18 protein-coding genes are annotated in these 21,783 nt (G+C 37.2%); 14 read left to right on the top strand and 4 right to left on the bottom strand.

The genetic code is table 11. The features are described from left to right. Positions 1-80: 80 nt before the first annotated feature. Complete coding sequence (locus tag A6B45_RS02415) at positions 81-821, top strand: DUF1003 domain-containing protein (protein ID WP_072613180.1); 741 nt, start codon at positions 81-83, stop codon at positions 819-821. 50 nt (positions 822-871) lie between these two features. On the opposite strand, the gene A6B45_RS02420 is transcribed toward A6B45_RS02415, so the two are convergent. Next, entirely contained in the window at positions 872-2,683 is a 1,812-nt protein-coding gene (locus A6B45_RS02420; RefSeq protein ID WP_072613181.1) for a M3 family oligoendopeptidase, read from the bottom strand. Between the two features lie 157 nt (positions 2,684-2,840). Between A6B45_RS02420 and A6B45_RS02425 the strand changes: the two genes are divergently transcribed. Next, positions 2,841-3,770, top strand: a complete 930-nt coding sequence (locus A6B45_RS02425) for an alpha/beta hydrolase (protein WP_025267820.1) — start codon at positions 2,841-2,843, stop codon at positions 3,768-3,770. 58 nt (positions 3,771-3,828) lie between these two features. Here the strand turns inward: A6B45_RS02425 and A6B45_RS02430 are convergent, their stop codons facing one another. Continuing rightward, the gene (locus A6B45_RS02430) at positions 3,829-4,233 is read right to left on the bottom strand and encodes a Fur family transcriptional regulator (RefSeq protein WP_025267821.1); all 405 of its coding nucleotides are present in this window, start codon (positions 4,231-4,233) and stop codon (positions 3,829-3,831) included. Positions 4,234-4,355: 122 nt separating this feature from the next. On the opposite strand from A6B45_RS02430, the gene A6B45_RS02435 reads away from it, so the two are divergent. From A6B45_RS02435 to A6B45_RS02450, 4 genes are all read left to right on the top strand, one after another. Beyond that, entirely contained in the window at positions 4,356-5,033 is a 678-nt protein-coding gene (locus tag A6B45_RS02435) for a VIT1/CCC1 transporter family protein (RefSeq protein WP_025267822.1), read from the top strand. A 14-nt stretch (positions 5,034-5,047) separates the two neighbouring features. Further along, on the top strand, positions 5,048-5,731 hold the full coding sequence (locus tag A6B45_RS02440; RefSeq protein ID WP_025267823.1) for a VIT1/CCC1 transporter family protein: 684 nt from the start codon (positions 5,048-5,050) through the stop codon (positions 5,729-5,731). Positions 5,732-5,808: 77 nt separating this feature from the next. Then, complete coding sequence (locus A6B45_RS02445; protein ID WP_072613182.1) at positions 5,809-6,669, top strand: YihY/virulence factor BrkB family protein; 861 nt, start codon at positions 5,809-5,811, stop codon at positions 6,667-6,669. After that, entirely contained in the window at positions 6,653-7,246 is a 594-nt protein-coding gene (locus A6B45_RS02450; RefSeq protein WP_072613183.1) for a DUF1054 family protein, read from the top strand. The genes A6B45_RS02445 and A6B45_RS02450 overlap by 17 nt, the downstream gene beginning before the upstream one ends. 43 nt (positions 7,247-7,289) lie before the next feature. Here A6B45_RS02450 and A6B45_RS02455 read toward each other — a convergent pair whose 3' ends face one another. Next, positions 7,290-9,377: a cation:proton antiporter gene (locus A6B45_RS02455; RefSeq protein WP_072613184.1), complete on the bottom strand. Its 2,088-nt coding sequence runs from the start codon at positions 9,375-9,377 to the stop codon at positions 7,290-7,292. Between the two features lie 46 nt (positions 9,378-9,423). Next, the gene (locus A6B45_RS02460) at positions 9,424-10,413 is read right to left on the bottom strand and encodes a LacI family DNA-binding transcriptional regulator (RefSeq protein WP_072613185.1); all 990 of its coding nucleotides are present in this window, start codon (positions 10,411-10,413) and stop codon (positions 9,424-9,426) included. 118 nt (positions 10,414-10,531) lie between these two features. Between A6B45_RS02460 and A6B45_RS02465 the strand changes: the two genes are divergently transcribed. The 8 genes from A6B45_RS02465 to A6B45_RS02500 all read left to right on the top strand — a co-directional run bounded on the left by A6B45_RS02465 (position 10,532) and on the right by A6B45_RS02500 (position 21,700). Further along, positions 10,532-10,786 carry a hypothetical protein gene (locus tag A6B45_RS02465; protein WP_072613186.1) on the top strand — a complete coding sequence of 85 codons (255 nt, stop codon included), beginning with the start codon at positions 10,532-10,534 and terminating at the stop codon, positions 10,784-10,786. Between the two features lie 10 nt (positions 10,787-10,796). Continuing rightward, positions 10,797-11,540: a sugar phosphate isomerase/epimerase family protein gene (locus tag A6B45_RS02470; RefSeq protein ID WP_072613187.1), complete on the top strand. Its 744-nt coding sequence runs from the start codon at positions 10,797-10,799 to the stop codon at positions 11,538-11,540. 15 nt (positions 11,541-11,555) lie between these two features. Continuing rightward, the gene (locus tag A6B45_RS02475) at positions 11,556-12,833 is read left to right on the top strand and encodes a gluconate:proton symporter (protein ID WP_072613188.1); all 1,278 of its coding nucleotides are present in this window, start codon (positions 11,556-11,558) and stop codon (positions 12,831-12,833) included. 21 nt (positions 12,834-12,854) lie between these two features. Beyond that, a complete protein-coding gene (locus A6B45_RS02480; RefSeq protein ID WP_072613189.1) occupies positions 12,855-13,817 on the top strand; it encodes a sugar kinase in 963 nt (320 codons plus the stop codon). Between the two features lies 1 nt (position 13,818). Then, on the top strand, positions 13,819-14,763 hold the full coding sequence (locus A6B45_RS02485; protein WP_072613190.1) for a phosphoglycerate dehydrogenase: 945 nt from the start codon (positions 13,819-13,821) through the stop codon (positions 14,761-14,763). 81 nt (positions 14,764-14,844) lie between these two features. Next, positions 14,845-17,379, top strand: coding sequence for a M1 family metallopeptidase (locus tag A6B45_RS02490; RefSeq protein WP_072613191.1), 2,535 nt, complete (start codon positions 14,845-14,847; stop codon positions 17,377-17,379). Between the two features lie 142 nt (positions 17,380-17,521). Continuing rightward, positions 17,522-19,294, top strand: coding sequence for an oleate hydratase (locus tag A6B45_RS02495; protein WP_072613192.1), 1,773 nt, complete (start codon positions 17,522-17,524; stop codon positions 19,292-19,294). Positions 19,295-19,366: 72 nt separating this feature from the next. Further along, complete coding sequence (locus A6B45_RS02500; RefSeq protein ID WP_072613193.1) at positions 19,367-21,700, top strand: Xaa-Pro dipeptidyl-peptidase; 2,334 nt, start codon at positions 19,367-19,369, stop codon at positions 21,698-21,700. Positions 21,701-21,783 lie beyond the last annotated feature (83 nt).

The following is a 21,783-nucleotide window of genomic DNA, read 5'->3' on the forward strand; positions in this document are numbered from 1 at the left end:
ACGATTAGATCTCGAATAATGCTGAGATTTAATCGTTTTTCGTTACTTTAAATTGAGAAGTTGGTTGGAAAGGATAAATAATGACCAGTATGCATAGAAGTTTTACCTGTATTGTGGATGGTGAAGAAAAGAATGTTGTCGATGGTGTCTTACTGGCAGAACTAGATATGGAACTACAACAAAAGATAAAGCATGATTTTCCTGACAGCATGTTGGCAGATTTTATTTGCTTTGATCATTTGCTTCAATATCGTTTAGAAAAAATTGATAAAATGATATTGGAGAAGCATAGAACAAACAAACATATTAATAACAAACTAACGCACATATTGACGGATAAAAGTTTTAAAGTTGTTAATGTGAATAAGCATCAAAGAGAATCCTATACATTTGGCCAAAAAATAGCAGATACTGTCGCACATTTTGGTGGTAGTTGGGGATTTATTATCGTGTCCATTTGTGCAATGATTATGTGGATTATCACAAATATTTTTCAATTATTCAACATGCATTTCGATCCCTATCCCTTTATCTTATTAAACCTATTTTTGAGTATGGTGGCTGCATTACAAGCGCCGTTAATATTAATGAGTCAGAATCGATCATCTGATTATGACAGATTGCATGCGGATAATGATTACCATGTGAATTTAAAGACCGAGGAAGAGATGAGAGTACTGCATGCTAAAATTGACCGTATTATTCAAAAAGACAACCCCGATTTATTTGAAATTCAAAAAATGCAGACAAAAATGCTTGGAGAATTACAAAAACAAGTCAATGAGTTATATAATCACCAAAAAATCAAAAATAGCGACTAATAAAAAGGCCTAGGTGTGACACACTTTAGGCCTTTTGTTCCGTCTATTTTTTATTGTACAAATTGTTCAGAAAGTGACAAGAATTCGTTAATATCTTTTTTAACCAAATCGGCACCAGTCTGCCAAAATTCTGGTTTCGTTAAATCAACACCAAGATGTTTTTTTGCTAATTCTTCTGAAGTCATATTAGCAGTGTCACGTAGCAAGGCAATATATTTTTCTTCAAAATTGTCACCATCTTTTTGTGCTTGCGCGTAAATGCTTGATGAGAATAAATAACCAAATGTATAAGGAAAATTATAAAATGGTACAGAATCAATGAAAAAGTGCAATTTCGATGACCAGAAGTGGGGATGACGGACATCTAAAATACCATCAAAAGCTTCTTTTTGCGCATTATCCATTAGTTGATTGAGACGCTGTGGTGTCACTAGGCCATGCTTACGTTCTGTATAAAACGAATCTTCAAATAGGAAGCGAGCATGTATGTTTAGAAACATAGCAATAGGATTCGTCATTTTTGCATCTAACAAAACAATTTTCTCGGCATCTGTTTTTGCTTCTTTTACGTTAGCATCATTAACAATCAATTCGGCAAAAGTTGAGGCTGTTTCGGCAACGTTCATAGCATATGCATCACGCCAAAATGGTAAATCAGTTAGCTGCGCAGAGTGGAATGCATGACCCAGTTCATGCGCAATTGTCGCAGCATCATTTACTGAACCTGTATAGGTTAGAAATATTCGAGATTCGTGTAAGTCTGGCACAGATTCCATATAACCACCTGGCTGTTTACCTGGACGGTTCTCTGATTCAATCCAATTATTCTCAAAAGCCATTTGAGCAAACGACGCCATCTTAGGTGAAAATTTACCAAATTGCTCGATAATAAATTTAGCAGCATCATCATAAGAAACATCTGATGGTTTATAGTCACCGATGTTGGTTAGTGGCGCGACTTGATCTTGCCAACCGATGGATTTCAAACCGAGTAATTGCTTTTTACGTTCAAAATATGGTTTAAACATACCCTTGTTAGCATCTACAACTTGCCACATAGCATCCAAAGTCTCGCGAGACATACGGTTGAGCTCCAGTGGTTGTTCTAAGTGTGATTGACGACCATGAGCTTCTTGATTGGTTAGACGAAATCCAGCCAAATGATTTAATGTATCACTCGTTAAATTTTCAGCTTCTGCCCACATTTTTTCATAGTTTGTCATGAGGTTAGCTCGCACCTCGTTATCGGGTTCACCATCTAACATGTTCAAGGCTTGTCCAGCGGAAATTTGACGAGTTTTATTGTTTTCATCGGTATAGCTCATCGATAATGAAGCAGATATTGTGTCATAATGTTGGGACCAAGCTTGCTGTCCATCAAGGTCAAATTTGTTGATTAACGTTTCCGTTTTATCGTCCAACAAGCGCTTAGCATCAGTACGCAATTCTGTTAAGTAAAAAGCAATTGGTGCGAGACGACTAGTAGTGATAGCTTTTTCAAATGTTTCATCATCTAATTTTGAAAGTAGTTTTTGAAAAGCATTTAAAGGAGATGAGAAAGATACCCATAAGTTTCCTAATTTATTAAAATGAGGTGCATAAACACTGTTACCATAATCTACAGACGACCAACCATTAACGAAAATATTGGCAGTACCTATTCCAGCACCAATATTTTGTGCTAAATCAGCTAAGTCAGCCAATACCGTGAAATTCTTGTCTTGTGCGAGGCTGTAATCGGCTATCATATCAGTAAAATCATTGATTTGCTTTGCGATAAGATCATACTTTTGAGTGAGTTGTGGTGAAGTTATACCACCTGGGAAGATACTTTCTAAATTCCATTTTTGTGAGTAGGTCACGTTAATATACCTCGCTTTCTTTATAATTTATGATACCATTCTTAATGAAATTCTAGGGATAATAATTTATTAAACTTCAATTTTAATCATAATTTGTTTGCTCCATGACCAAAATTAGCGTACAATTTTATGGATTGATTATAAGGGAAAGTGATTTATGAAAAGAAAGTATAAGTGGTTAATTGGTTGTTTAGTTTTTATTGCTATTTTATTGTTATCAGCAGGTATGTATTTTTTTCATGTTGCTGAGGTCCGTGATGTAGCAGCAGATAAGCCTGACAAGTTACGCGCTAAAACAAATTCACTTTATCACTACGAACATGATTTTTTGTCTCGTGAAAAGCAAACATGGACACAAAGAACCTCTGATAATTTGAAACTAATTGCTTGGTACGTACCTGCTGAGAAAAAAACAAGTAAAACAGCTATTCTGGCTCACGGCTGGCACAACAATAAAACAACGATGGCCATATATGGTGAGCTATTCCATGAGCTGGGCTACAACGTACTAATTCCAGATAATCGTGCACACGGTGATTCACAGGGCGAAATGATTGGTTACGGTTGGCTAGATCGGCGAGATTATATTGGTTGGTTGAATCAAATTTTAAAAAAGAATGGTCAAAAATCAGATATTGTCATGTATGGTATGAGTATGGGTGCTGCTACTGTGTTATCAACTTCTGGTGAAAGTGATTTACCGAATCAGGTGAAAGCAATTATTGCTGATTCGTCCTACACAAGTGTTTTAGAAGAAATTAAGCATGAAGCAGGAGATATGTATGGCTTACCATGGTTTCCACTTGTTAATGTGGTCTCGGGTATTTCGAAGGTTCGGGCCGGATACTCATATGAAGAAGCTAGTCCTTTGAAACAAGTAGCCAAAAACACGCGCCCGACTTTTTTCATTCAAGGTGGGGCCGACACTTTTGTTCCAACCAAAATGGTTTACCCGCTGTACAATGCGTCTAAAGGACCAAAGCAGTTATGGATTACCAAGGGCTCAAAACATGTTCAAAGTTTTCATGACTATCCAGCCGCTTATAGAAGTAAAATAAAGGCATTTTTGGAAAAATATGATAAATAAAAGGATTAACTCATTAATGAGTTAATCCTTTTTTGGAACAAAGTTAATATCAGAAACACTACGAATCTTCTGGATTAACCCCAAAGACCTCAATATGATATCCTGTAATATTTAAACCGCTAGCTTTACGTGCTGCGTCAAACAAAGGAGCCATATCGAAATTATCTGCATCAATGATCTCACTAGTTTGCTGATTGATGATGTGATAATGTGGCTCACCATAATAATCAAAGTGACGTTTTCCATCATCATGAATGTCTATAGCAATGATTAATCCAGTTTCAATTAATTTATCAAGTGTGTTATAAACTGTTGCCAAACTAATATTATTTAGATCTCCGTGAATCATTTCTGCTGTGGGGTGGGTTTTATTTGTAGCGAGATATTCTAAAACAGCCATTCGTTGATACGTAGCTTTTAAACCGTGTTCTTGCAATATTGTACGCAATTTTTGATCAGTCATAAGAATCCTCCATATTTATTATTATTATATCATGATATGTAGAATTGTTCCAAATAACTTGATTTATGAAACTAGATGAGTTAAAATGTTTATTAGAATAGTTCTAATAAGCAGGGGGAGTTATGTCTGAAAAAACAAGTTTTATGCAACGAAATAATATTATTCGTGCGGCAGTTATGGGTGCCAATGATGGTATTTTATCAGTATCTGGTATCGTGTTAGGTGTTGCGGGTGCCACAAGTCACATAAGTACGATTTTACTAGCGGGGTTTGCTGGTATGTTAGCTGGAACTGTGTCGATGGCAATGGGGGAATATGTTTCGGTCAATTCTCAACATGATGCACAAGAAAAAGTGCGTCAAATTCAGACTCGGGCTGTTGCAAATGATTACGATGGCGAATTTGAATTTGTACAAAAAAAATATGAAGAAACAGGTATATCATCAACGTTAGCTCAACAAGCTACGCAGGAGATGATGTCAAAAGATCCCTTGGTCACATCTGTCCGCGAACGCTATGGATTTTCTTTAAACCAAGAATTAAGTGCTGGCCACGCTGCTTTGGCGTCATTAGTTAGTTTCCCCATAGGATCAATATTACCAATGGTTGCTATTTCTATAGCACCTCAGGGAACGCGAGAAATCGCCACATTTATTGCTGTTGTTGTGGCATTAGCCATTACAGGATATGCAGCAGCTCGAGTAAATGGTGCCAATAAAAAACATTCCGTAATTCGTAATGTCATTGCCGGTATCTTTACAATGATTGTGACGTTCCTAATCGGTAGTTTGTTTAGATAAAAAAGGGGACTGAAATGGAAAAAGTAAAAAAACACGAAACCATGGATGAACGATTAAATGCTATTCGAGCGGGGGTTCTCGGGTCTAATGATGGTATATTAACTGTTGTTGGGGTTTTGTTTTCAGTGGCAGCAGCAACGACAAATCAATTTGCAATTTTTATTGCTGGGCTAGCGGACTTAGTGGCATGTGCTTTATCAATGGCTTCTGGAGAATACGCCTCTGTCAGTTCACAGTCAGATAGTGAAAAGGTGGCCGTTGAAACCGAAAAAGAATTGTTAAAGACTGATATGCGAGGGCAACACCGTTGTGTACGAGACTTTTACGTGGAACGTGGTGTGTCTGAAAAAACAGCCAGTGTGATAGCTGATGAACTATTGCAGAAAAAGCCTTTAGAAACAGTATTGAGTGTTAAGTATGATATCACACTGGGACACTATATGAGTCCATGGTCAGCTGCTTGGTCATCATTGTTTTCTGCAGCTTTAGGTGGTGCCTTCCCATTGTTGACGTTGTTAATTGTGTCAGGGAAGTATCAATTCATTGCTACAATTGCAGCAACTGTAGTAGCAGTTGCACTTACTGGATTCCTTAGTGCGAAAATTTCTAATGGCTTAGTTAAGCGTGCAGTTATTCGTAATATTATTATTGGTCTTATTACGATTGCAATCCATTTTGGCATAGGGAAAATATTCTAACTAGTATAAGTTAACAATATCTATTATATTTTTAATTAATGTTGCTGAATACGGGCTATGTTTGAGATAATAGTATTATGAATAAGAAAATTATGCACAAATGGCGTGTTTTAGATGCACGATTAAAAATATCCACTTTAAGTATTTTTTTTACACGTTCACAAATTGGCTATGTTGGACCGACATTTGCTTATTATGCACTTTTAACAGTATTTCCTATATTGATGGGAGCAGCTTTAATTGTCTCTTTCACGAGTATCAGTACTGCTGATTTACTAGCAATGATGCGCAACGTGTTACCGAAAAATATTGAGAATATTGTGATTCCAATTATGGAATCCGTTTTATCGTCAAGAAGTACTTCGCTACTTTCTTTTTCCGTCCTGTTTACGATTTGGTCGATTTCACGTGTGATTGCGGTCTTTCGTCAGTCATTTAATGCCATTGCAGACGTTAAAGAACACATTAATAGTTTGTTCACACGAGCTTTTTCATTTATATGGTTGTTGTTTATCTTGACATTATTTGCTTTGTTAATGGTTGGTAGCAATGTTTTGACTATCGTCATTCAGCACTTGCCGTATTCAGAATGGACTAACTTTTTACAACATCAAACGCGCTGGTTTATATGGTTGGGTATTTGGCTAGCTTTGGTCATGATGAATTTTTTTCTGCCGGCAAAAGACGCCCGAGCACCATTTCGTTTTGTTTTAGTTGGCAGCTTTCTTGAATTAGTGATGTTGAATCTCCTGAATAGAGGATTCACGTTTTATGCTCAATTTGCTTTGGGGAAATATGATTTTTATCAATCCGTAAGTTCCATGATTGCAATGCTGATTTGGTTAAACTTAATTGCTACAATTTTGGTATTAGGTTATGTAATCATTAAATGGTTGTCAGTCATTAATTGGAGGAAAGAAGATGTTTCGAAACAGTGATTTTGATATTTTTGAAGATAAAACGTTAAATGGTCGAATGGAGAAAATAAAAACGATTATTGATCCAAAGTTTGAAGAGTTTGCGTCGATTGCGTTGCCTATATTGAATACAGATGGGCAAAAATGGTATGCACACGTAGCTAAGCATTTACGTAGAACAACTTATGCGCCGGATAATACGTGGGTAGCATTTGCGCCAAATAAGCGCGGTTATAAAATGTTACCACATTTTGAATTAGGTATTTGGGAAGATAATGTTTATTTTTATCTTGCTGTTGAAGAAAATATGAAACCTGCTCAAACCGACGTAATCACTCAAAAATTACGTGAGGTGAGCCCACTAGTGAGCGAATTGCCAGATTCATACCGATTAAGTCAAGATCACATGGTAAACAAAACATACTCACTATTACAATACGACGATTCAGTAGAACGTTATAGATCGGTTAAGCATAGTGAGGTATTGATTGGAGTAGAAATAAAACGTGGCGATCAACTTTTGGATAGCGATGGCATTGAAACTGCCTTGGTTCTAGCACTGAAAAATTTGTTACCCATCTACGAAAAGATTAAATAAAAATAATGGCTAGACTTGAATACTAAGTCTAGCCATTATTTTTTTAAGAGTTCATTGCTTCTATCTGGTTAATTTGTTGTAATTCTAACGTTTGGGCTTCATTTATTTCATTGTATAGTACAGCTGCCAGTGTATTGGGAATAATGCCTGTCGAGCTGGCTTGTTGAATATAATTATATTCAAATTGAAAGGCTTGAATATATAAATCACTACTGATAGTTGGTGTCTCCTTATTATATTCACGTTTTATTAAATTAAAATAACGATCAAATCTTTGACGAACATAACTAATGTATTGGTGGTCATCAGTGTCATTTTCTAAACTATTACGTAAGAGATTATCCAAGTACTGATTAACTTCATCAATGACGTCGTTATTTAATAGCAGCAATCCTTCGTGAATATTTTGCCATTGTTGTACGCTATCTTGATGCTCTTGGGCCCATTTTTTACGACCTTTTAACCGTTGCTTTTTTGTAACTTGGCCATTTTGGATGTGCCACTTTATATGACGATATCTTGCCTTTACATAGTGAAAAACTCTTTGTAGGGGGCTGTGTTGGAAAAAAGTACTGATTTTGAGACGATTAAGAATTTTTTCATATGTGTCAATTACTTCAGCACTGTATTTTTGTTCAACACTGTCACTATGGAGATAATGAATAATAAAATCTTTCGTGTTGTTTAGCAAACTATTATATTTTTGAGAATTATGATTTTTTGTGGAATGGTTGTCTTTTAACCAGCCTTTTTGCGACTGCAATTGTATCATAATTGCCTCTCGAACTGCTGGGTCTGCAATAGTCTCTGAAATCTTTAATGATGCATAGTCAACCATTTTGTTACGGGTGTTTTCGAGGTCAGCTTTGGTATAGGTGACCGCTTTCTTTGGTAGAGCGATAGGTAAAATAATTGCACTCATTAACATACTAATTAAGATAATCAAAGTAGCCACTACAATAAGTTCAGCACGATAAGGGAAAGCATGATTGGCAATAGTTAACGGTAAAGAAAATGCCATGGCCAGCGTCATAGTTCCGTGGACGCCACTGATGGCGAATATATGGGACAAAAAACGATGTTGTTTGGGGTTGCTGTGGTTGTCAAAGAAGGTGTTAGCCGATTGGTTGTCTTCGCGAAAGGCCCAAATATATCGCACAGCGTACATAGCAATATAAATTAAGATGCTTAAACCTAATAGTTGCATGATTCCAACTAAGCCCATATGAATAATTTCTTGCCAAACAATCGGTAAAGAAATACCTAAAATAATGAAAACAATACTATTTAAGACATTCGATATTGATTCCCAAATAGTGTTGGAAGTCAGTTGTACTCGTGTCGATGTTAAGCGAAGCTTATTGGATTCCCAATTGTGCACAATACCGGTAGCAACCACGGCTAAAATACCGGAAGTGCCAAATGATTCTGCTAAAAAGTAAACAATAAACGGAGTTAAGAGACTAATCGGGATGATCGTTGTTTCTGGGCTAACGGTTCTGAAAGTAATATTGGTTCGGACAGTGACGAGCAGAAAACCAGCAATCACTCCAATTAGCGCACCACCAACTGCAACAAACAAGAAGTGACCAATTCCTGCGATGAGAGAAAATTTCCCTTGTTCAAGCACGGATAGGGCTAAGTCTAATAAAACTAGTCCAGTTGCATCGTTGAATAGTGATTCCAGTTCAAGAGCCTCGCCCACACCATTGGGCATATCAACTGACGAGGTCATTGATTTGACGGCAACAGCATCGGTAGGCACAACAATTGCAGCTAGAGCAATTGCTAATGGCAATGTCCACTGTACTTCCACGCGATTAGCTATTAAGCCAACAACGATTGCGGTGGCCACAGCTAGTACTACTGACAGGAGAAAGATAATTGAAAAACGTTTTTTTATTTTAGAAAATGATTGTTTTTGTCCATCTAGAAACATTAATGGTGCAATAATCATTAGCATAAAAAACTCAGGTTCAAGTTCAAAATTTTGAAATATCGGTGTAAATGACAGGCAGATACCAACAATGATTAGGATGAATGGTTCCGGAATTTTAGGGAAGAATTGTTTAATTAGGTTAGTACCAATCACACCGATTAACAATAAAGCTAAGGTATATAGTGCTGTCATATATCCTCCTTAAGAATAAAGTTTTAGTGATTACAATAGTTCTTAGTCAAAGAGATTCTCTCATTTGGATTGTTGATGGGATTCGAATGGTTTTGGACAAAGTGGTTTCATCATTCATAATCTGCATTAAGTTGGCTGCAGCCGTTCGACCTATTTCTTGGGGGTTTTGTGATACAGAAGTAATTTCGGGTGAAATCATGTCAGCAAACATGTCATCATCATAACCAATTACACCAACATCATCAGGAATAGCGATATGATGTTCCTTTAAAAATCGAACAATTTCCCACAAGACTTGTCCATTAAGCGCATACAGCGCTTTTTTTGTGGGTAATTCAAGCATGGATTGTAGTGTGTTTTGCCAGTCCTTATTGTCATCAATTTCGATTAGCTTAATCGTAATATTTGTGTTTTCAATACCAGTTTTTAGTCCATTGTAACGATTCATACGGCTAGACACACCGTTGATATGATTGGATAAAACAATAATTTCTTCGTAATTCTTTGATTTCATTAGATCTGCCACTTCTAGTGATTTTTGAAAATTATCCGATACTACTGCTGGCCAAGTAAACGGTTCAGTATAACGATCAACTTGAACAACGGGGATATTTTCATCAATTAATAGTTGGTAGTGATCAGGTTGGTGAACCAGTGGTTGTAAGATAATACCGTCGATCCTTTCGGTGACCATTTTTTCCAAATTACTATATTCACGTTCAATTGAATTGTCGCCGTCCATAATCAAAACTTGGTAGATTGTATTTTGAAAATAATCACTAATGCCTTTTAAAAGACGCGAGGTGTACATATTAGAAATATCTGCTACAGAGATACCGATTAACAGAGAGTTTTTGGCCTTTAAGGCTTGTGCCTGGCGACTAGGATGATAATCTAATTCGGCAATTGTTTCAGCAATACGTTCTTTTGTTGCTTCTGACATATTATCAAATTTCCCGTTTAAAAAACGGGAAACAGTTGTCTTTGAAACCCTTGCCATTTCAGCTATAACGTTGATGGTCACTTTTTTACTCATGAGAACATTATACGACAAATTAAAAAAAGGGGTTGACAAATATTTGGAAGCGTTTACAATATATCATGTAAACCGGTTTCCGAAAACGATACACTTAATAAAAATAAAGGATGGAAAAATGGGAAAAGAGCAGTTACATATTGATCCAGAAAAGTTTGCGTTACAATTTCTTGAATCTTTTAAACTAAATTTTGATGCTAAAAATCTTGAGGGGATGGCTAAACAACAACTTGCGGCCTATCTATCTGCTTACTTTCTAGTTGAAAAATTTAATAAAATTGAAGGCGAAAACTTTGATCGATCACAACCTAATCTATCAGATTTAGGATTTGACGAGTTATTGAAACATGTAACAGAACTAAACAAGTATTGAGGAACGGATAATGAGAAAAGAACAAATTGTTTTAAATAATTTAGTATTCATGAATGATCATGAGAAGGGAATGCAACAACTTGAAATGTTAAAAAAAGCTGTATCATTCGGTGTCTCATCGGTTGAATTACGACGGGAGTATTTTGATGACATTATTAAAGAAACTCCAGCTATTGCACAGTATGCAGCTGATAACAAGGTGCGGCTATTCTATTCCGTACCAGATGAAGTATTTGTGGATCATCGTCTTAATCCAAAATTGTCACAATACTATGATGAAGCACTGGCGCTTGGCATTTATGCGATTAAATTTAATATCGGAGATTTCGAAACGTTATCTTCGGAAGATGTTTCTGAGTTAAGCCAATTATTAACGCGTGGTATTCAAACAAATATTGAAAATGATCAAACTCAAGTTTCGGGAAAAATAAATGCCATTGAAAAGTTTATGTCTGCTGTTACTGAAAATAATTTAGATATTCGCTATGTTTATGATATGGGTAATTGGCGTTATGTTGGTGAAGATGAAGTTTTGGCAGCTGAAAAACTAGCACAGTACGTACGCTATATTCATGTTAAAGATGATCAAGGACACGGTGATAATTTGGTAACCGTACCGCTTAATGAAGGAGATATTGCATGGCAATCAATTTTGAACATCTTGCCAAGCAACGTTCCCGTAGCGGTTGAATATCCAACAGTTAATGACAAAGTTATCCAAGATGGCGTTCAGGCACTCGCCATGTTTAATTAAAGGGGTGCAAGACTTATGACTAATATAATTATTAGTATTTTGCTCCTACTAACATTCGTGGGTTTTATCTATTACATTGTTAAAGGTGGCAATTTAGTTATTGGTTTCTTTGTAATGGCGCTTCTCTGGTCTGTTATTGGGCTGGTACCTTTCGACCAAGTTGTTCAAAAGGTTATTGCAGAGCCAGCATTGAATTATGGACCAACAATTATTTATATTGTTTTTGGTTCTTGGTTTGGTCGTGTACTAGTTGATTCTGGTATAGCTGGATCCATTTCGGCTCAGACTGAAAGGGTTGGACGAAAAGCGCCTATTTTCGCAACAATATTAGTTGTGCTCGTTACAGCATTGATTTTCTCTTCGGCGTACGGCGTTGGTTCGGTTATCGCCATTGGTGTTATATTGATTCCAATCTTGTTGTCGATTGGTGTCCCTAAAAAGGTAGCTATTCCAGCATTCACAATGGCTATTGGTGCGCCAATGTACATTAACGTAGTCTTATTTAACCAAATAAAAGCCTTCTTCCCGTCAGTTAGTTTTTCGGGGAAATACTTGATTTTTGGATTAGCAGCCATGGGGGTTCAATTATTAGGCGTTATTATCTTTATATTGTTTAATAGTAAAAGCATCAAAAATGGTGAAATTGAAACAATTGACGACAGTAAGCAAGCAGCCTTCCAGAAAACGCATCCAATTACATTTATCATCCCCGTTTTACCAGTGGCCTTGAATATGTTCTTTCATTGGGATGCTATTCCTGCTCTGCTATTAGCAACTATTATTGCGTTGTTATTAACAGGACAAATGAAATCTTATAAAGGATTAGTTGCTTTTATTAACAAAACAGTTTCACAAGCAATCAATGATATTTCTGGGTTGATTATATTCTTGATGGCATTGGTTATGTTTGCCGGAGCAGCTACTATGAACGTGCCCCATTTTAAAAGCATGATTGAAGTTATTTTACCAAGTAGTCCATTGGTTTTGGCAATTGCCATTGGTATATTAGCACCATTGGCTTTGTTCCGCGGGCCTTTGCATGTTTGGGGTGCTGGAGCTGCTACGGCGGCAGTGTTAGCTGCTACAGGTACTTTCCAACCAATATTTTTGCTGCCACTTCTTTACACGGCAAGTATTATGGCAGTTTCTATTGATCTAACACAGTCATGGAATACATGGGCGCTAACTTACTCAAAGTTGGAAACAAAGGAATACTTAAAAATGGGCATTCCAGTGATGTGGGCAGTGTCGTTTGTGAACGAACTATTAGTTTATGGCTTTTTCGGGCATTAAAAAGGAGTTAGGAGAAACAAGATGAGTGAAATTTTAACATTAGGTGAACCGGTAGTGACATTTGCTTCCACCGACTTAAATAAGGGTTTAGTTGATAGTATTAATTACTATAAATTTTTGGGTGGTGCTGAACTAAATGTTATGATTGGTGCTACTCGATTAGGTCATAACACGGAATATATTTCTCAGGTTGGTGCAGATCCATTGGGTCAATTTACCATTAAGGAAATAGCTCGTTATAATGTTGGTAACCATTATATTGCTACAGATGAAAATAATTGGACGGCTTTTCAGTTAAAAGAATTAGTTGATCAAGGTGATCCATCAACTTTTAATTTTCGTAGAAATTCGGCTGCGGCACACTTTGATAAATCATTAATTGATCAAGTTGATTTTTCCGATGTAAAGATAGCCCATTTATCAGGGATTTTCCCAGCAATTTCGCTTCAAGCACGTGAAGCATTCCGTTATTTTGCTGAACAATTAATTGATCATGGTATTAGAACAACATTTGATCCAAACTTACGCCCTGCTTTATGGGAGTCTAGAGAAGTGATGATTGAAACGATCAATGATTTAGCAAAATATGGTGAAATTGTTTTACCTGGTATTGATGAAGGTGAAATTCTAATCGGATCAAGAGATCCAGAGACCATCGCTGATTTTTATCTGAATAACAGTGACCGCACACAAACTGTTGTTGTCAAAATTGGTTCTGATGGAGCCTACGTCAAAAACAAGAGCGGTGAGAGTTACATTGTTAATGGATTTAAAGTTGAAAAGGTTGTTGATACTGTTGGTGCGGGGGATGGATTTGCGCTCGGCTTGATTACAGGTTTGATTGAAGGATTGACCATGGCTGATGCTGTGCGACGGGGGAACGCTGTGGGTGCTCTACAAGTTCAAACACCGGGTGACAATGATGGCTACCCAACACAGGAAGAACTAGAAGCATTTTTGGCAGATAATAAGAAAGAGGCGTAATATGACAAAACAAGTATTCTTACCAGATGATATTCCAGCAGTTGGGAAAAAGATTCTTGAAGAAGCAGGATTAGAAGTAGTTGTTGGTTCTGGTCGTGATCATGAAAAGATGAAGGCTGAAGGAGCAGAGGCAAGTGCTGTATTGATTGGTACACAAAAGTTTGATGCAGATATAATGGACGCTATGCCGAATTTAAAGGTTATTGCACGTAATGGCGTAGGTTATGATGCTGTTGACGTGGATGCTGCAACCCAGCGCGGTATCTATGTTGTGAATACACCTAAAGCTTTATCAGGATCAGTTGCTGAAACGGCTGTCTCTGAGTTATTAGCTATTAGCAAGAACTTATATCAAGATTCAAAAGCAATTCATGATGATAATTGGAATTATCGAAAGGCACATCCAGGCCGTGATATTGAAGGGAAAACTGTTGGTATCCTTGGATTTGGTCGTATTGGTCAGCAAGTTGCTAAAAAATTAAGTGGCTTTGATGTTAAGGTCATAGCCTTTGATCCTTTTGCCAAGGATGTGCCTAATGTTGAATTGGTTGATCGTGAAACGATTTTTAAAACTGCCGACTATGTGATGGTTCATTTGCCTGCATTGCCTGAGACTCAACATTCAATTGGTGCAGATGAGTTTAAGTTAATGAAAAATGACGCATTTTTAATAAATATGGCTCGTGGTTCTATTCTGGTTGAATCTGACTTGGTATCCGCTCTGAAATCGGGTGAGATAGCTGGTGCGGCTTTAGATGTCTTTGAAGAAGAGCCGTTGCCTGTTACGAACCCATTAGTTGCATTGGAAAACGTTTTGCTCACACCACATATTGCCTCTAATACTGTTGAAACTAAGGCGCGTATGGCAGTTGATGCAACCAATGATATTGTTCGTGTATTGTCTGGTAAGAGCCCAGAATCAGCTGTGAATAAAATTAATAAATAACTAGAAAAACGACTGATTAAAAGTCGTTTTTTAATTTCAAGGTGTATAATGTAGCTATTCTAATGGATTACAGGAGAAAACATGACTCAATTCACACGGATTTATAATAATTTTCAACCTGAACACTATGATATCTATTTAGATATTAATCGTGAGACGAAACAGTTTAATGGTAAAACAAAAATTAGTGGTAATGCGTTGGTCAAAGATATTGCCTTACATCAAAAAAACTTGCAAATTCAGTCTGTTCACATTAATGAAAAAGAGATTCCTTTTGTTATTGATGATAGTGCTGATTTGATTAAGATTTCGACAGAAACTATTGGTCAAATAGATATCACTGTGATTTATAAGGCAAGATTAACCGACACAATGATGGGTATTTATCCTTCGTATTACGAGCTAGATGGTGTTAAAAAACAAATTATCGGTACACAATTTGAAACAAGTTTTGCTCGTCAAGCTTTTCCAAGTGTTGACGAACCGGAAGCTAAGGCAACATTTGATTTATCAATCAAGTTTGATGAACAACCAAATGAAACAATTTTAGCCAATATGCCGGAGATACGCACAGAAAATGGCGTACATTATTTTGATACAACCGTGCGGATGTCAACTTATTTAGTGGCCTTTGCCTTTGGTGAATTACAAAGTAAGCAAACGGTTACTAACACAGGTGTAAAAGTTGGTGTATTTTCTACTAAGGCACATGCCCCCAAAGAATTGGATTTTGCACTAGACATTGCTAAACGATCGATTGAGTTTTTCGAAGATTTTTATCAGACACCGTACCCATTACCACATTCTTGGCAACTAGCCTTGCCGGATTTCTCTGCAGGAGCAATGGAAAACTGGGGATTAGTAACTTACCGTGAAGCTTATGTCTTGCTTGATCCTGAAAATTCAGCGTTGAATACCAAACAAGTTGTTGCCACAGTTATTGCTCACGAATTAGCGCATCAATGGTTTGGCGACTTAGTCACGATGAAATGGTGGGATGATTTGTGGCTCAATGAAAGCTTTGCTAATATGATGGAGTATGTGGCAATTGATGCCATTGAGCCTGATTGGCATATTTGGGAAAGCTTTCAAACAAGCGATGTCGTTTCAGCATTGAAGCGAGATAGTACAGATGGCGTCCAACCAGTCCACACTCAGGTACAACACCCAGCCGATATTGATGCTTTGTTTGATCCAGCAATTGTTTATGCTAAGGGAGCAAGACTACTGGTAATGGTTCGTTCTTTGATTGGGGATAAGGCCCTACGTGAAGGACTAAAAAGATACTTTGCTCGTCATCGCTATGCAAACGCAGCAGGAGCTGATTTGTGGGAGGCCTTGGGTGAAGCTTCAGGTCAAAATATTAAAGCAGTCATGGATTCTTGGTTGGAACAACCAGGATATCCAGTAGTTTCAGCAAAAGTTATTGATGGCCAATTAACTCTATCTCAAGAACAGTTTTTCATTGGTGACTACGAAGAGAGTGCTCGTCAGTGGCAAATTCCCTTAAACAGCAACTATGATGCGGCACCCCAACTACTAGCCAGTGAGCGTGTAGTGATTGGTGATTATGCCCAATTACGTGAATCAGTTGGCGCACCTTTTAGACTGAATGACGGTAATGATTCGCATTTTATTGTTAAATATGATGCCCAATTACTAACAGATATTTTAGAACATCTTGATGAATTGGATAACATTTCGCAAAGGCAAATTCTTCAGGATTTACATTTGTTAGCCGATGGCAGGCAAATTACCTATGCTGATATCGTGCCACTACTGGTTAATTTTGCTCACAAAGATGCCATGTTGGTTAATGCAGTACTATATGGTATTCTTTCAGACTTGAAGAAATTTGTTACACCAAATTCAGCTGAAGAAAAAGCTTTGAAAGAATTCAATGATGTACTAAGTCGAAAACAAGTAAAACGTTTGGGCTGGGCCGGCCAAAGCAGTGAATCATACGACGATCAGCTTACTCGCCCTTATGTTTTGAATGCTTCTTTGTATGCAGAAAATCCTGATACAATTACAACAGCTCATGAATTATTTGAGAAAAACAGTGATAATTTACAAAATCTACCTGCTGATATTCGTCACTTTGTACTCGCCAATGAATTGAAGCACTTTGGAAGCACGTCATTGTTTGAACAACTGTTAACCACTTATCGAAAATCTTCTGATGCTAATTACAAAGCTGACTTATGCTCGGCCTTGACTAGTACCCCAAACCCAGATTTAATTGTGAAATTGATTGATCAGCTAAAGGACGCTGACACGATTAAACCACAAGACCTCCGTGGTTGGGTCTATGGCTTGCTAGTTAATGATAAAAGTCAGCAGTTAGCTTGGAATTGGGTTCGTGAGCAGTGGCAGTGGCTAGAAGACACGATCGGTGGTGACATGGAATTTACAATGTATATTACGGTTATTGCCGCCGTGTTCCATACACCGGAGCGACTAGCTGAATTTAAGTCGTTCTTTGAACCTAAGTTGAATACGCCTGGATTAACACGGGAAATTACTATGGATATTAAAGTGATCTCAAGTCGTGTTGATTTAATCGCAGCTGAGAAGGATGATGTGAATATGGCCATTTCTGAGGCTATAAAATAAACTAGTTAAAAAGCAAACGATTATATGTTTGCTTTTTTGATATAAGTAATTTTGTGGCAATCCGTTTGAATTGCTAATTAATACCGACTTAGAGTAGAATGAGGTTGTATTGAATGCGTTTTCTATTTGAAAGGGGATCACGATGTATTATAGTAATGGTAATTATGAAGCATTTGCAACACCACGCAAGCCGAAGAATGTAGATCAGAAATCAGCATATATTGTCGGTTCGGGGCTAGCAGGATTGGCTGCTGCAGTATTTCTTATTCGTGACGGTCATATGAAAGGAGAGTCAATTCATATATTTGAAGAACTCCCATTGGCTGGTGGTTCATTGGATGGTATTCAACGACCAAATGTTGGTTTTGTCACACGTGGCGGCCGTGAAATGGAAAATCATTTTGAGTGTTTATGGGATCTATATCGCTCAGTGCCATCATTGGAAATCCCCGGAGCTTCTTACCTCGATGAGTATTATTGGCTAGATAAGGATGATCCTAACTCATCAAATTGTCGGTTGATCTATGATCGAGGAAATCGTGTGCCAAACGACGGTGATTATACGTTAGGTAAATCATCTGAAGAAATTATTAAATTGATTATGACGCCTGAAGCAAAGTTAGGCACAACGACGATTGAAGATTATTTTTCAGAAGACTTTTTCAAAAGCAATTTTTGGATATATTGGGCAACAATGTTTGCTTTTGAAAAGTGGCATTCAGCAATCGAGATGAGGCGTTACGCAATGCGCTTTATTCACCATATTGATGGGCTACCGGATTTTTCAGCATTGAAGTTCAATAAATACAATCAATATGATTCGATGGTCTTGCCTTTGATCAAGTATCTCGAAGATCATGGTGTTGACGTACAGTTTGATTCTACAGTTGATAATGTCATTGTGAATTTCGATCATGGCAATAAAGTTGTTAAAGAATTACAGCTCACTGTTGCAGGAAAGCCAGAAACTAAACAACTTACAGCAAATGATTTAGTTTTCATAACGAACGGTTCCATTACTGAAAGTACGACCTATGGGAGCCATTTTGAACCAGCGCCAGTTACAAACGAACCCGGCGGATCGTGGCGTTTATGGGAAAAATTAGCTGAACAATCAGACGAATTTGGTCATCCAGGTGTGTTTTACCAAAACTTACCAGCAAAAAGTTGGTTTGTTTCAGCAACAGCAACAATTAAAAATACTGAAATTGATCCCTATATTGAACGACTTACCAAGAGGGACATACATGACGGTAAAATTAATACAGGTGGCATTGTAACCATTACCGATTCAAATTGGTTGATGAGTTTTGCTGTCCATCGTCAACCACATTTTAAGCAACAAAAGCCAAATGAAACAACAGTTTGGATCTACGGACTATATTCTGATGTTCCTGGCAACTATGTTAAGAAGACTATCGTAGAGTCTTCTGGTCAAGAAATTACACAAGAATTTTTGTACCACCTAGGTGTCCCTAAAAGTAAAATTAATCAACTAGCACAGCAAGAATCAATTAACACTGTTCCAGTGTACATGCCGTTTATTACAAGTTATTTTATGCCACGTGTCATGGGTGATCGTCCAAAAGTAATTCCGGATGGCTCTGTCAATTTGGCATTTATTGGAAACTTTGCTGAGTCGCCTTCGCGAGATACAGTCTTTACTACGGAATATTCAGTACGTACTGCTATGGAGGCTGTATATAGCTTGCTAGATGTTGAGCGTGGTGTACCAGAAGTCTTTAATTCAATCTACGATATTAGAGAATTATTGCGAGCTATGTACTATATGAATGATAAAAAGCCACTGAGCGAAATGGATTTGCCAATTCCTAAGCTAATACAAAAAATTGGGCTTAAAAAAATTAAAGGTACTTGGCTAGAAGAATTATTGGCAGAAGCACATTTATTATAAATTTTGTCAGGCGCTCGTCTGTAGATGAGTGCTTTTGTCGTATAATGAGATAAAAACAATAAAAGGTATATTATGATTAATCAATATGGTCGAATTGCTGTTGATGCAGCAACCGAATTACAAGAGCTAAGAGCTGTTGGTTTTAATAGTGAAGACTTTGAAACGTTATTGCGACGTGCTTTAACAAATTATAAAACTTATGAAGCTCAAAATGACTGGTTGCGGGAACATCTCGCCACCGATGAGCAAAATATTTTTCTTTTCTTAGAAACAAACCAACCACTCACACAAGCCGTCTTTTATTGTGTTGCTGCCCAACTGTTAGGATTTACGGAGGTTTTGTCGGCTAATGGATATAATGGGGTGGCTACATTTCGGCAACTAGGTTTACCAATAGTGTCGGTAAATAATTTACGTCACGCATGGTATGAGTTGCTAAATAGTCACACAAATAATGGTTTGTTATTTATTGATGAGCTGGCAAGTCAAGGATACTTTGAATCTAATAATCATCGCTTACTCTTTAATGGTAAGTCTTTGCCAACCTATAATACAAACGATTTAATTCGTGAGTCGGTTTGGGTGGAAACCTCTGTTGATACTGATAATGACGGGCGATTTGATTTAGTCCAAGTAGATATTATAAGACCAAACACAAATGAAAAATTACCGGTTCTATTTACAGCATCACCTTATTATCAAGGTTTAAACGAAAAAGAAAATGATGCAAAGGTTCATGATGTTAACGTACCGTTAACAAGAAAGGATACGCATCAACCAGCCCCGAGCAATTTGAACCAGATGGAAGAGACTGTGGAAAAACCGCTTGCGCGTCAAATTAATGGTTATGCTGAAGAAGCTTCTGTCATTTTTACTCAAGAAGCAGGGAAACCTGTTGATTTGAATCAGTATTTTTTGTCCCGTGGCTATGCAGTTGTTTACGCTGCAGGTATTGGCACACGTCATTCTGATGGCATGCAGGATACTGGATCTCCAGAGCAAGTTGAATCAATGAAAAATGTTGTTGAATGGTTAGCTGGCAATAGAGTGGCCTTTACTGATCGCACAAGTAATATTGCTATTGTAGCTAATTGGTCAAATCACAATATTGCAATGACGGGACGCTCTTATTTGGGAACTTTGGCTACGGCAGTTGCCACCACAGGAGTTTCTGGTTTAAAAACGGTTATTTCTGAAGCTGCTATCTCTAATTGGTATCAATATTATAGAGACAATGGTCTGGTTGTCGCACCCGGCGGCTTTCCAGGTGAAGATATGGATGTATTAGCCGAATTAGTATATTCACGGATAAAAGATCCAGCTGACTGGTTAAAAACTAAGAAGCAGTGGGAGGACTTTCAAGCGAATACTGAAAAACTCACTGACCGTGTAAATGGCAATTATGACTACTACTGGGATACACGCAATTATTTAAATCAAGTCAAGAATATTAAAGTAGATATGGTAATGGTTCATGGTCTAAACGATTGGAATGTTAAACCACGGCAAGTTTATAAATTATGGTCAGCACTCCGCGATTTACCAAACGTTAAGAAAATATATTTACACCAAGGCCAACATATCTATATCAACAACAATCGCTCTTTAGATTTCTCAGATCAGATGAATCTTTGGCTGACTGAGAAATTATTGGATAAAGATGTCAAAGCTAACGAAGTATTACCTACCGTTACATGGCAAGACAATACTACAGAAGATGCCTGGCATGTCCTAGATGAGTGGGGAGCAAGCAAAAAAAGTAAGTACTATATTGGTCGTAATGTGCTTACCACCTATCAAAATAGCGGTGAACTTAATTTTAAGGATTGGTTACCTGAAAATCAGTTCACTTATTACTGCGAGCATTTTGATAAATGGCGTGACGACACGATTACTGGGAAATTGCCAACAAATCAGATATTTAAGAGCGAAATTTATATGAGCGAACGAACATTAGATGGGGAAATCTTATTAAACCTGCGAGTAAAATCATCACATAATATAGGATTGATCAGCGCAATGGTTGTCGACTATGGGGATGACACATATCTGAAAGAAACACCTACTAACCAAGGAGTGGTGATTGACCGTGGTGTGAATTTTAGCCCGACAGATTTGATGTCATTTGAATCCAAAAAGTCTGCTTACAAGATGATCACTATTGGCCATATTAATTTACAGAACCGGACAAGTTCTCGTCAAAATGATGACTTACTGCCTAATCAATATGTCGATTTACATTTTGAGTTACAACCAACTTACTACAAAATGAGAGCAGGACATCAATTAGGATTAATTGTATATGCGACAGATTTTGAAATGACAATTCGGGGGAATCAATCCATCGCGTACACTATAGATTTATCTAAAAGTTCACTAGATATACCATTCACTTGTAATAAATAACTATAAAACATGAAGTTTTATCTTGTAACTAAGATAAGGCTCCATGTTTTTAATTGTAACCGTTTACATAATTGTCGGATTGT

It is taken from the genome of Leuconostoc suionicum (genome assembly GCF_001891125.1).
GTDB lineage: Bacteria > Bacillota > Bacilli > Lactobacillales > Lactobacillaceae > Leuconostoc > Leuconostoc suionicum.

Excerpts from the sequence above, each read along its gene's own strand:
- A6B45_RS02415 (WP_072613180.1), top strand. The coding sequence starts at position 81 with ATGACCAGTATGCATAGAAGTTTTACCTGTATTGTGGATGGTGAAGAA.
- A6B45_RS02425 (WP_025267820.1), top strand. The coding sequence starts at position 2,841 with ATGAAAAGAAAGTATAAGTGGTTAATTGGTTGTTTAGTTTTTATTGCT.
- A6B45_RS02430 (WP_025267821.1), bottom strand. The coding sequence starts at position 4,233 with ATGACTGATCAAAAATTGCGTACAATATTGCAAGAACACGGTTTAAAA.
- A6B45_RS02435 (WP_025267822.1), top strand. The coding sequence starts at position 4,356 with ATGTCTGAAAAAACAAGTTTTATGCAACGAAATAATATTATTCGTGCG.
- A6B45_RS02440 (WP_025267823.1), top strand. The coding sequence starts at position 5,048 with ATGGAAAAAGTAAAAAAACACGAAACCATGGATGAACGATTAAATGCT.
- A6B45_RS02445 (WP_072613182.1), top strand. The coding sequence starts at position 5,809 with ATGAATAAGAAAATTATGCACAAATGGCGTGTTTTAGATGCACGATTA.
- A6B45_RS02450 (WP_072613183.1), top strand. The coding sequence starts at position 6,653 with ATGTTTCGAAACAGTGATTTTGATATTTTTGAAGATAAAACGTTAAAT.
- A6B45_RS02455 (WP_072613184.1), bottom strand. The coding sequence starts at position 9,377 with ATGACAGCACTATATACCTTAGCTTTATTGTTAATCGGTGTGATTGGT.
- A6B45_RS02460 (WP_072613185.1), bottom strand. The coding sequence starts at position 10,413 with ATGAGTAAAAAAGTGACCATCAACGTTATAGCTGAAATGGCAAGGGTT.
- A6B45_RS02465 (WP_072613186.1), top strand. The coding sequence starts at position 10,532 with ATGGGAAAAGAGCAGTTACATATTGATCCAGAAAAGTTTGCGTTACAA.
- A6B45_RS02470 (WP_072613187.1), top strand. The coding sequence starts at position 10,797 with ATGAGAAAAGAACAAATTGTTTTAAATAATTTAGTATTCATGAATGAT.
- A6B45_RS02475 (WP_072613188.1), top strand. The coding sequence starts at position 11,556 with ATGACTAATATAATTATTAGTATTTTGCTCCTACTAACATTCGTGGGT.
- A6B45_RS02480 (WP_072613189.1), top strand. The coding sequence starts at position 12,855 with ATGAGTGAAATTTTAACATTAGGTGAACCGGTAGTGACATTTGCTTCC.
- A6B45_RS02485 (WP_072613190.1), top strand. The coding sequence starts at position 13,819 with ATGACAAAACAAGTATTCTTACCAGATGATATTCCAGCAGTTGGGAAA.
- A6B45_RS02490 (WP_072613191.1), top strand. The coding sequence starts at position 14,845 with ATGACTCAATTCACACGGATTTATAATAATTTTCAACCTGAACACTAT.
- A6B45_RS02495 (WP_072613192.1), top strand. The coding sequence starts at position 17,522 with ATGTATTATAGTAATGGTAATTATGAAGCATTTGCAACACCACGCAAG.
- A6B45_RS02500 (WP_072613193.1), top strand. The coding sequence starts at position 19,367 with ATGATTAATCAATATGGTCGAATTGCTGTTGATGCAGCAACCGAATTA.